General features: G+C 37.0%; 9 protein-coding genes. 5 read left to right on the plus strand and 4 right to left on the minus strand.

Annotation, left to right across the window (positions count from 1 at the left end; translation table 11 throughout):
* Nucleotides 1-205 precede the first annotated feature (205 nt).
* Complete coding sequence (gene cfbB / locus E7Z78_RS04665; protein ID WP_303724015.1) at nt 206-1,555, plus strand: Ni-sirohydrochlorin a,c-diamide synthase; 1,350 nt, start codon at nt 206-208, stop codon at nt 1,553-1,555.
* Between the two features lies 1 nt (nt 1,556).
* Nucleotides 1,557-2,603 carry an oligosaccharide repeat unit polymerase family protein gene (locus E7Z78_RS04670; protein WP_303724016.1) on the plus strand — a complete coding sequence of 349 codons (1,047 nt, stop codon included), beginning with the start codon at nt 1,557-1,559 and terminating at the stop codon, nt 2,601-2,603.
* A gap of 44 nt (nt 2,604-2,647) precedes the next feature.
* On the opposite strand, the gene E7Z78_RS04675 is transcribed toward E7Z78_RS04670, so the two are convergent.
* Nucleotides 2,648-3,550 (minus strand): restriction endonuclease, encoded by a 903-nt coding sequence (locus E7Z78_RS04675; RefSeq protein ID WP_303724017.1) that lies wholly within the window; start codon nt 3,548-3,550, stop codon nt 2,648-2,650.
* A gap of 113 nt (nt 3,551-3,663) precedes the next feature.
* Here E7Z78_RS04675 and surE point away from each other — a divergent pair, with 113 nt between their 5' ends.
* Nucleotides 3,664-4,443 (plus strand): 5'/3'-nucleotidase SurE, encoded by a 780-nt coding sequence (gene surE / locus E7Z78_RS04680; RefSeq protein WP_303724018.1) that lies wholly within the window; start codon nt 3,664-3,666, stop codon nt 4,441-4,443.
* Here the strand turns inward: surE and E7Z78_RS04685 are convergent.
* A complete protein-coding gene (locus E7Z78_RS04685) occupies nt 4,432-4,575 on the minus strand; it encodes a hypothetical protein (RefSeq protein ID WP_303724019.1) in 144 nt (47 codons plus the stop codon). The genes surE and E7Z78_RS04685 overlap by 12 nt on opposite strands.
* Before the next feature lie 74 nt (nt 4,576-4,649).
* Between E7Z78_RS04685 and E7Z78_RS04690 the strand changes: the two genes are divergently transcribed.
* A complete protein-coding gene (locus tag E7Z78_RS04690) occupies nt 4,650-4,847 on the plus strand; it encodes an LSM domain-containing protein (RefSeq protein ID WP_303724020.1) in 198 nt (65 codons plus the stop codon).
* Nucleotides 4,848-4,917: 70 nt separating this feature from the next.
* Here E7Z78_RS04690 and E7Z78_RS04695 read toward each other — a convergent pair whose 3' ends face one another.
* Nucleotides 4,918-5,922 carry a methanogenesis marker 12 protein gene (locus E7Z78_RS04695; RefSeq protein ID WP_303724021.1) on the minus strand — a complete coding sequence of 335 codons (1,005 nt, stop codon included), beginning with the start codon at nt 5,920-5,922 and terminating at the stop codon, nt 4,918-4,920.
* Nucleotides 5,923-6,021: 99 nt separating this feature from the next.
* Nucleotides 6,022-7,014, minus strand: coding sequence for a ketol-acid reductoisomerase (ilvC, locus tag E7Z78_RS04700; protein ID WP_303724022.1), 993 nt, complete (start codon nt 7,012-7,014; stop codon nt 6,022-6,024).
* A 205-nt stretch (nt 7,015-7,219) separates the two neighbouring features.
* Here ilvC and E7Z78_RS04705 point away from each other — a divergent pair, with 205 nt between their 5' ends.
* Nucleotides 7,220-12,229, plus strand: coding sequence for a hypothetical protein (locus E7Z78_RS04705; protein WP_303724023.1), 5,010 nt, complete (start codon nt 7,220-7,222; stop codon nt 12,227-12,229).
* The last annotated feature ends 16 nt before the right edge of the window (nt 12,230-12,245 follow it).

Here is a 12,245-nt window from a genome sequence, read left to right on the forward strand (position 1 = left end):
AAATGATTTTCAACTTTTTGTGTTAAAGATAATGATTTATTTTAAAAAAAAGGTATTTTTATTAAATACATTCATATTTTTAGGGCAAGGTTTCTAAATTGTGTTTAACAATAGGCTAAAAATGAGTAAAACTGTTTACATCGACAAATGGGTGTAAAAAATAGTATACATTAAAGATTTATTTATTACTATATAATATATTATTATGAGAATAATTTTAGCAGGAACCGGAAGTGCAGTGGGAAAGACCACAATCGCAACCGGAATAATGAAGGCCCTAAGCGAAAGATATGATGTCCAGCCATTCAAGGTCGGACCCGATTACATCGACCCATCATACCATACATTGGCCACCGGAAACACTTCAAGAAACCTCGACTCATTTTTCATGAAGGAAGGCCAGATCCGTGACTCCTACCTTAAGGCAATGGAAAAGAAAGACATTGCAGTGATTGAAGGTGTCAGGGGATTGTATGAGGGAATAGACTCAATCAATGACATTGGAAGCACTGCAAGTGTTGCAAAGGCACTTAAGGCACCGGTCATACTGATTATAAACTCAAGAAGTTTAGTGAAAAGTGCAGCCGCACTGGTATTGGGATTTAAGGCACTTGACCCAGAAATAAACATTGCCGGAGTGATCCTCAACAAGGTCAAAAACAGGGCGCACTATGAGAAGACCAAAAGGTCAATTGAGGAAATAACAAAAACCGAAGTCATCGGAGGAATCATTCGTGACGACGGCATCTCCATTGAGCAGAGGCACTTGGGCCTTGTTCCTGCACGTGAAAGGGAAACCTCAATCAAGTTCATTGACATCTGGTCAAAAACCATTCAAGAATCCATCGACTTGGACAGATTGGTTGAAATAGCCAAATCAGCACCTAAACTGACCTCTGAAACGATTCCAATTTGGAATAAATTAAATAAGCAGCCCGTCAGGATTGGTGTTGCCTATGATGAGGTGTTCAACTTCTACTATAAGGAAAACATTGAGTCACTGGAGGCCAACAACGCTAAAATAGAATATTTCTCACCACTGAACGATGAAAACCTTCCGGATGTTGACGGATTATACATAGGCGGAGGATATCCTGAACTCTTCTCCAAGGAACTCGCCGCAAACACACAAATGCTTAAGGACATCAAGCAGTTCCATGAGGAGTCAAGGCCGATTTTTGCCGAATGCGGAGGTCTAATGTATCTTATGAACTCAATACATGATGATAAGGTGGTTGACATCTACCCCTACAAGGCAGTCTTGACAGACCGTGTGCAGGCACTCAAATACACAATAGCTGAAGTGCAGGAGGACAATATCATCTCCAAGAAGGGAGAGGTCTTCCATGGCCATGAATTCCATTACTCAAAGGTCATCGTTGATAAACTAGAAAATCCACTGGCATTTAAGATAACAAGAGGAAAGGGTTCATATGAGCTTCAGGACGGTTTTATGGAGAAAAACACACTTGCAAGCTATGTCCATACACATGTTGCCGCAATGCCTGACTTTGGGGGAAACCTGACAATTTCAGCCAGTGACCTTGGGGATTAAAATGAAAAGCAAAATCGATTATTTCAATCCGCTGATACTTGTAGTGGGGATACTGGCGTTTCTTGCAATGGGATATGTGGGATCATTCAACTACCGGTTTGAAGACCCGTTAAAGCTTGAAGTGATACTGACAGTCATTTTCGCATGCATAGTGTTCATTGCCGGCTACTTCATCGTTGAGCGCAAGATTGACATCAAAAGCCATTATGACTTTGATTTTTTAAGCGAAAAGCTGATATTGGGATTGGCAGTCATTGCACTAGTTCTACAGGCGTTAAATCTTGTCTTACTTGGCGGAATACCACTTTTCAACAGCACCCTAAAGGCCAATGCCACAACAAACATCTGGAGAATAGCCTATCCATTATTTTTAATCATGATTAACCTGCTTCTTGCAAAACACTACAACAGGAAATATTTAGGTCTTGTACTTGCAGGAGCACTTATTTTTGGCCTTAACGGATACAGGACATCAGTATTGGGAATCATGGGAAGCTCATTCATCACACTTTACTACTTAAATAAAATATCAAGAAAGGTTGGTGCAGCGTTCATTGCATTGATTGTCATCGGACTGATGGCTGTCGGCTATATCGCCTCACAGTCAATCACTACCCAGCACTGGACACTCAACCCATTGGAACTAGTCTTTTACCGTGCCGCTTTTACATTGGAAGTGTTTGAAAAGATAATACCATTGGCAGGAACTACAAATGGGCATATATTAGGCATGATTTTCTCATCAGGAAGTCCAAGAACATTTGTCGGCGAATACGTCCTGCACTATACAGTGTGCCTTACTTCAACACTGTTCGGACCGGTGATGCTTGATTTCGGATACATCGGACTTGCCATTCAGATGATTTTTATGGGAGCATTTCTCGGATTGCTCAACAAGCTAAAAAAAGGATTTGGAATCGGAATATACTCAATAATACTGACTCACACCATAATATGGATTGAAACCGGACCTACAGACATCATGATCTGGTTCTTGTACCTGATAGGACTGATTTATGTAATAATTTCCTTAAAAAAAAGAGAGTGAAAATGAGAAATTAATCTCATTTAACTTTTAAACCACAATTTAATCTAAACAAAGATTAATAAAATCAATATGATTAATGAAATGAAGAATATGAATGTTCCTTTTACAATAAAGTCACTGTTCCTGTCGGTGTAAAGGGATAAACCGTAGGACAATGCCAAAGCAACAACCATCTCAATCAAACCGGTCATTCCGGAATCCATTCCAAGCAGGCTGCCTGCAATGAATGATATTATGTATGAGAACACCACAACCAGTATGATTAAAACTATAGGGTTTTGGATAAGCTTAAACACCAATGAGTCAGGGCCGAAACTGCTTGCTCTTGCATTGTAATTGTAGAGATTGGTCTGTGCGTAAGGGTCCCTTGCAGGAGCTCTAAACCTGTTGAGCAACTGGGAGCTTATTGGGGTGTGGACCTCATCAACCTGCCTGTATAAAGTGTTCTTGTAAACGTGAGGCTGCGCATCCCTTCTCTGCATAAGATATTCCATGTCAGAAGCGTCATAAGTGTATTCAGGATATTCATCCTCGATGTATTGTGATGCTCCGCCGTCATAAGGTGTGTTGTCCAGTGTTGTCTGGTTGGTCCTGTCCTGGTACTTGCGTGCAAGCTCAAGCAAACCGTCCCTGTCAACCAGTTTGATATTTTTCCTCAAGGCATAGTTCTTGGCCTGCTCTGAGAAATAGGATGAAGATACAATAAGCACTTTGGAAGCCTTGATTGTTGATTGAACGTCTTCCATTTCCCTCAGGACATCGACACCTATCTGAAATTCCTTGTCATAATTTTTACATGCTACAACTACTCCAAAATCCCCAATTGTTGTGGGTAGAATAGCATATATGTCAATAACTTTTTGTGAGGTTTTAAAATTCTTGTAAACCTTAAAACCTGAATCCTCCATTACTTTTGCTACGAAATTAATCAATTGTGGTTTTTCCAAGTTTCCACCCTTAGTGTTTTTTTACAATAATATTATATTTTATAAATGAAATTGTTATTAAAGTTTTTTATAATGCAAAAATTATTTTAACAAAGTGCTATCTTATTAAATATATGAAAGCATTAATAAGCAATGATGATGGAATAACCGCTTCAGGAATACTTGCATCAAAAATGGCGGTTGAAGAGATATGTGAAACCTATGTGATTGCTCCTGAAACTCAGCAGAGTGGAATAGGTCATGCATTAACATTATATGAACCATTAAGAGTGAATGAACACACATTGAAAGATGGAAGTAAAGGCTATGGTGTTACCGGAACACCGACAGATGCCGTGACACTTGCTCTTTTTGAAATCATGGACGAAAGGCCTGACATAATGATTTCAGGAATAAACACAGGATTCAACATCGGAAAGGCGGAGCTTACAACATCAGGAACCCTTGGAGCTGCAATTGAGGCGGCAAGCTTTGGAATTCCAACCATTGCAATATCACAGGAAGTGACCCGTGATGACATCAAGTTTGAAAATGGTGAAAATCAGGTTGATTTTGATTTTGCGGGAAAAATGCTTAACAAACTGGCAAAAATAGTTTTAAAAAAAGGTTTGCCTGAAGGAATTGATCTTTTAAATGTCAATGTTCCTGCCAATCCTTCAGATGATAAATTTGAAATAGCCAACTTAAGCGAAAGGATGTATATTCCAGATATCGACAAGCGCCTTGATCCTCGCGGAAAGCCATATTATTGGATTGGCGGAATCCCCTACGATTCACATGCGCCAGGTAGCGATGGTCATACTTTAAGTGAATTGAATAGAACTACAATAACTCCCATCAACATAGATTTGACAGGAGACATGAAAAAATTTAAGGATTATCTAGAGATTTAAATCCTTAAGGATTTTATCCCTTTCTTCACGAAGTTCATTTAAGATTTTCTCATCAGTGCATCCATCTTTTTCAAGTTGAGCTAAAGTTCTTGTTATAGCTTCTAAGTTGCTTTCTAATTGATTAATTGCCATGGTATAATATTAAAACATTAAACTATATAAAGTTAGAATATAAATTATTATATACTATTAAAGGACTGAAAATCATGACAGATAAAAATCAAGTAAACAAGTTATTCAGACAGTTTAAAAATAAAAACGTAGTAGTGGAATTAAGAGACAACAATCAAGCTGAAGGAAAAATAATAGCTATCGACAATTACTTAAACATCGTTTTAGAAAATGATAACGGTATTGAAACCTTAAAAGGTGGAAATATAGTATACGTTAGCCTAAACGAATAGCATCACCCTTTAAAACACCACAAAAATAATCTATTGTAGATTAAAATTTATAATATATTGTATATTTAAATCAATAATCTACTTCAACACCTAAAATATTATCGGCACCATCATACACGTCTTTAGCAATCTGTGCGGCACCTATTGCACCGGATTCCTTGGAAATTACTTTCAATTCATACTTGTTTTTGAAATACTTATTGATTTCATCCTCAAAGCTGAACGGTTCGGTTGCACTTCCAATGGAACCTGTAAGGACGATTCCTTCAATCTCATTTTCACATACTATATCCAAACCGGCGATTTCCATTGCAACAGTCATTATCAGTGTGTCAATGGCCAGTTTTGCCTTTTCATCACCGTTTCTGTAGTTTTCAAGCAATTGGTCTTTCATGTTAGCGACCTTGCCGTCAATGCCTGCAATCTTGATTGCACCGCCATGTGAAAAGCACTCATTTGCTGTGCGTCTTCCCTCATCAATGTCACGTATCATCTCAAGATCCAAAGGACCATGGACAACGCCCATTGCTCCAATGCAGGCATCCATTGCTCCTTTGATTTTAGAATCCTCAATGAGAATGTCAACACTGTTGGAGGATATGTCTGCAACTATGAAATTCTTCCAGCCGGTTTCCTTGACTGCATTATATGAAATGCTGACTTTTTCAGGACTTGCCTGATGGGAATAGGCTGCATTGAACAGTTCATTTAAAGAAGTGGAATCCTTGTGAAGACCAGGTATCATTATTGTTGGAATATTTGAGCTTTCCAGTTCTGAAAATACTGATGTTCCACCACCGGTGACCTTTCCTGCACCGTTGATTGACAGTATTCCCCTGTCTTCAACCTTTTCAATCGGCAATATCTTGTTAAAGCCGTCACCCATCGCATAAGTGATAGCCATCAATTTGACTGAGTCCAAATCGACTCTTTTGGACAGCTCTTCAATTGCGGATACCTTTCCGCTTTTTGAATCTTCCCTATCAATTTTAAAAATATCGATTATCTCTCCATCATGACCCATGATACAAAATGATATTCCTGTTGTACCGTGGTCCATTCCTATAAAAACCATATAACTCCCCTCAATTAGATATAGTTATTAAAATCAATAGTTAAAAAAGATTATGTTAATATTAATAGAATTAAAATAAAAAAAGTTTAAAAGATGAATTTAATCATCTTTTTGTAATCCACAAGCTTTTCTTAATCTTTCACCGACAATTTCGATGTCTTTCTTACCTTCAGCTGCTCTCATTTCTTTTAAGTTAGCGCCGTTGGTAACGTTTTCATCATGCCATTGTTTTTTGAAAGTACCATCTTGGATTTCTTTTAAAACAGTTTTCATACCGTCTTTAGCTTCTTGGGTAATGATTCTATTACCTCTGGTTAATCCACCGTATTCAGCAGTGTTACTTACATCTGTCCACATTCCAGCAAATCCTTTTTCGTAGATTAAGTCAACGATGAGTTTTACTTCGTGACAGGTTTCGAAGTAAGCGATTTCAGGTTGGTAACCTGCTTCGACAAGAGTGGTGAATCCAGCGTTGATGAGTTCAGTGATACCTCCGCATAATACGGTTTGTTCACCGAAGAGGTCGGTTTCGGTTTCTTCCTTGAAGGTGGTTTCCAATACACCAGCTTTGGTTAAACCGCAAGCTTTTGCCATACCTAATGCTAATTGTAAAGCGTCACCGGTAGCGTCTTGTTCAACTGCTACTAAACCAGGGATACCGAATCCTTCTTCGTAGGTTCTTCTTACCATGGATCCAGGTCCTTTTGGTGCAAACATTACAATGTTTACGGATTCATCAGGTTTAATTAATTCAAAGTGGATGTTGTAACCGTGAGAGAATGAAATGGTGTTACCAGCTTCAACATAAGGTGCGATTTGTTCATTGTAGACTTTTTCTTGGATTTCATCAGGAAGCAAGATGTGAATGATGTCTGCTTCTTTAGCTGCATCTTCAATGGATTTTACATTCATTCCATCTTCTTTTGCTAAGTTCCAAGAACTACCATTTTCTCTTAAACCTACAATAACATTAGCTCCACTATCAGCCATGTTTCTAGATTGTGCTCTTCCTTGAGAACCGTAACCGATTACTGCTATGGTTTTTCCTTCAAGAGCATCTGTATTTACATCGTCGTCGTAATACATTTTCATTAAAATCATCTCTTAAATTAATTAATAAAAATTAAGATATCTTAAATATCAAGTTATAAATATGATTTTTTATCTTTATAAAAGTAACTTTTTATTATTTAATATTAAAAAACAATTGTTCTATTTTTCATCAAATTAATAAATCATGATTAACATATCTTATAATGTAGTAAATATTATACAGATTATTTTGGTGTAAGATATAATGAAATTCAAAAGTAAGATTTTTGTTATTGCTTTAATGATGTTGCTTCTGCTATGCGTTTCCTGTGTAAGCGCTAGTGAAAATGAAACATTGCTAAGCGATGATGGTGGGGAGGTTTTAACCTCAAATGAAGATGAAATCCTATTGGATTCGCAAGAAAATGAAGTGGTGAGCAGTACCGATGAGGATATGTTAGCAGCGCAATCATTTGATAAGTTACAAGAGTTTATTGATAATACTGAAGAAGGAGGCACTCTTAACCTTGTATATGATTTTAACAGTAATAGTGGAGACACTACAACAGTACATATCTCCAAAAGTATCACGATTGATGGGAGAGAGAATCACATTTCTAGTAGTGGAGAGCATGGTCTTTTAAAAATTGATGATGACAATCTTAACCATGGCATTTCAGTTACTCTTAAAAATATTAAGTTTAGTGAGGGAGTGGCTAATGGTGGTGCAATTTCTGTTGATAGTGACAACTATAAGGTTGATTTGACAATAATTGACTGTGAATTCACTAATAATAGAGGTCACGTGTATGGTGGTGCGATTCTTTATGATCCAGGTACTGAAGATTCCAGATTAACCATAAGCGGTTCAAGTTTCATAAACAATCAAGCAACCTACAAAAGCTTCTTTACAACTGCGGTGGGAGGCGCTATTGCGGCAAGGAATGGTGTCGTGAAAGTGGAAGGTTGTAGTTTTGCTGGAAACAGCGCAACCCGTTCAGGAGGAGCAATTTATAGTTTATGTGAGATCACTATTGACAACTGTTATTTTTATTTAAACCATGCCCCAGATGATGGTGGTGCAATTTATAGTAAAGGAACCTTGAAATGGGGAGAAAATCCATCTGAATTTAAAGAAAACTATGTTGATACGGATAATAAAATAGAAGCAAATAAAGGTGGCGCAATTTATGCAGAAACTATTGAAAACACTGTAAAAGGTACTTTTATAGGCAACAAGGCATGGTATGGTGGAGCAATATATGTTAATTCAAAAGGTCATGTCAATGTTGAATCCAGTAAATTCGAAGGCAATACCGCTAAAAAATCAAGCGGCACCTCAGGCTGCGGAGCTGCAATCTATATGGATTCCTCAAGTGCATTGTTGACTTTAAGATATAATATTTTCATTAACAATCAGGCTTATGACGATTATGGTGTTTATAATTGTGGAAAATATGAATCTGTAGAATATAACTGGTGGGGAACCAATAATCCTGATTTCAGCCAGCCTTACCTTGTGGAATGGCACAGAATCGGATCAAATGTCAAACACAGTGACGGCCATCCGTTAAAAATTGTTCTCACTAGTGATAAGGACAAGATTATGCCATCTGATAATGCAACTTTGACCTTGAAATTTATGGCTGACGGAACTCTAGACCTGACTGACAGGTTAAATGGTTTTGATGTAGCTTTCAAGTCCAATAAGAAAGCATCCTTTAAATCCGTTGGTGACAGTAAAACATCTGCTTATTTCATGCCAAGTGAACAGGGCGATCATCTAATTTCCGCTCAAGTAAATGACCAGGCGGCAACAACACATGTATGGGTTATGGGCGATTTTGAAGTATTGCAGGAGTTAATAAACAATGCTAGTGAAGTTCTTAAGCTGGAACGTGATTTTACTTATACCCTGGGTGTGGATAAAATAACTGAAGGACTCTTGATTAACAAGCCTTTAACCATAGACGGTAATGAACATACAATTAACGCAATGTCAATGTCCAGAATATTCAATATAGCCTCAGATGATGTTGTCATAAATAATATTGAACTAAAACATGGAAAAGCCAGTTCTGGCGGTGCAATTCTTTTAAGCAATGCAAATAATTTCATTATATCCAATTCCGAAATATATAATTCCGATGCAAATATGGGGGCTGCAATATTTTCCAGTGAAGGAAATAATGCCCAAATCCTGAATTGTACTTTTGAAAGCGATATTTCAAGAAGCAACGGTGGAGCGGTTTATATTGCAACACCAAATTCCAAAATAGACAATAGCGAATTTAATAAAAATATTGCGGAATACGGTGGAGCCATATATGTAAGTTCTGAAGCTTCAAATCTTTTAATAAGCAACTGTAAATTCGATGAGAATTCCGCTAATTATTATGGGGGAGCTATGGTATGGAATGGAACAGCCGGCCGCATTGAAAATTCAACATTCCGTCTAAATAAAGCAAGTAGTAGAAGTTTTGTCATTGATAATGAAGGATATTACTTGATTGGAACTTTCAAGGGTTATGAACACTATGTTAATGCAATTTACTCTGATATGGATTTATCATTCTCAAACATTACTTATGAGGACCATGGTCAGTGGAAAAACACCGACAATCCGATTAAATCCTATTTGATGGTTAATGAAACAATAAGCATGGTTGTCTACGATGCATATGGCAGCCATGTGGTCAAGCAGGTAAGCTTCAAAACCAATGAAAGCGGCCAGATTAAATTTGAAACCTATGAACTCGAGGATGGAAATTACACATATTGGATGACCAATCCTGATAGTGATTATTATCATGCAAAAACTATTGTAGGTCGCTTCAATGTTACAAATGATGCATATATCGGAAGTTCCGTTAAAATCAAAACTGAGAATGAAAAAGAGTTTGAATACGATAATATAAAGATTGACTTTACTTTTGAAAATAAAACCGAATTCAGAGTGCTTGTTAGAAATCAGGACTGTACCAAAGTCATATATGACCAGAAATATTCAAGAGATTCAGATGATTATTTCGACTACAATCTGCTTCCTAGCAATGAATACTACAACATTACTGTCTATAATCTTGGTAATTCCACTTGCAAGCCTAGCCATGATTCAATAGTATTTAAGGTGAAAAAAGATAAATCATATATTCATATAGAGAGTTCTCCTACAAACATTACCTATTCTTCAAATGCCAGCATTAGCTTTAAGGGAGAGGCCAATTGCAGTTCCTACAAAATCACTATTTATGACGAGACCAATGATGTGGTATATAGTGAAGACATAAGGGCTGAAAATATCACCGGATCAGTGAACATTCCATTGTTGAATGTCGGAGAATATAATTTCACCATAACCAACCTTGGAAATGAATTTAAATCTGAAAACAGCACTTCTGGCAGTTTCAGAGTATTGAAGGCGACTACTAACTTTAACGTCACTGTTAATAATAGCAGTTTCAATAATGAAACTAACGTGACTGTTAATGCTGAAATTGATGGAACATACACTGTAATAATCAACTCCACCGTTGAAACACGCATAACCATTGAAGTTGTTAATGGAACAGGCATGAGTAAAGTTAAACTTAATGCAGGACAATACTCAGCCAATGTCACATTCGAACATGAGAATTACAAGAATAATGCAACAAATACAACATTCACTATTGATAAGGCCAAATCCCATGTTGGAATAGAGGACTTTGGAGATATGATTATCAATCAAAATAGAACAATACATTTTACTGACGTTTATATAACCAAATTCAACGTAACAATCTATTATGAAGGAAATGTTATTGTAAGCAGCGAAAATACCACTTCCTTGGAATATACTATTCCTAAATTGGCTAATACCGGTAACTATAACATTACCGTGACCAATTTGGGTAATGAGAACATATTGGGAAGTCAGGCATCATACATTTTCCATGTAGACAGCACCAACAACGTCGAAATCATCGTTGATGATGAATATTATGGAAGGGAACTTCTAGTTATTGTGATTGCCGAAGCTGACGGCTATTATACAGTGGACATTAACGGTACCGAGTTAACTATTGAAGTGGTTGATGGAATAGGATTTGATGATACCTTACAGCTGCCTGCAGGAGACTATTATGCAAATGTCACATACGACAACCCTGATTATACAAATAACATTACCAATACAACATTTACCATATTCAAGGCTGAGTCCAATCTCCAGATTTATGAGATAGGCAACGTTACATATGGTGCCGATGTCGTAGTCAGGTTCTATGATGACTATCCAACAACATTTTATATCGAGGTTGTAGATCCAAATGGAGCTACTGTAATGAATGCTACCTTCGAATACGAGGACAAAAATCCTGAAATGAGCGTAATTTTCTCAGGTCTTGATGTCGGCGAATATGCAGTCATTGTTTATAACAATGGGGATGAGAATGTTGAAGGTTTTGTTAATGCAATTGATTTCAATGTCACTGAACTTCAAGGTTCAATCGTTGCATCAGACATGACCCGTGTATACAACAGTGGAATGGATTTCACCGCAAAATTGGTTGACAATAACGGAACAGGAATAGCAAACACTACTGTCACATTCGTTATTAAAGGTAAAGAATACACAGCAGTAACAGATGCAAATGGTGTTGCAATTATCAATCCTAAACTGGCCGTTGGAACATATAAAGTCGAGATTGTTAACCCTTATAATGGCGTTAAAACCACCAAAACACTCAAGATCGTTAGCAGAATCACAGGAAACAAGAACGTCAAGACATACTACGGCAAGAACTACAAGTACAGGCTCCGCATAATCGGTGATAACGGCAAGACCGTAGGTGCAGGCGTTAGCGTTAAAGTGACAATCAACGGAAAAGCAAAAACACTTAAAACAGACAAGAACGGATACATTACAGTGAAATTCACTAAAAAATACCTTCCGAAAACATACACAGTGAAAGCCGAATACAAAGGAATCAAGGTTTCAAACAAGATTAAGGTCAAAAAGGTCTTGAAACTCAAAAAGGTTAAAGTGAAAAGATCTGCCAAAAAACTTGTGCTTAAGGCAACTTTAAAAGAAGGTAAAAAGGCACTTAAAGGTAAAAAAGTAGTCTTCAAATTCAAAGGCAAAAAATACAAAGCAAAAACCAACAAGAAAGGTGTTGCTAAAGTAAAAGTTAAAAAGAACGTGCTTAAAAAACTCAAAAAAGGCAAAAAGGTCAAATACCAAGTGACTTACCTTAAACACACTGTAAAAAGAACCGCTAAAGTTAAAAAATAAGGATTATTTTCCTTAT

It is taken from the genome of Methanobrevibacter thaueri (assembly GCF_015062915.1).
Classification (GTDB): Archaea; Methanobacteriota; Methanobacteria; order Methanobacteriales; family Methanobacteriaceae; genus Methanocatella; species Methanocatella thaueri_B.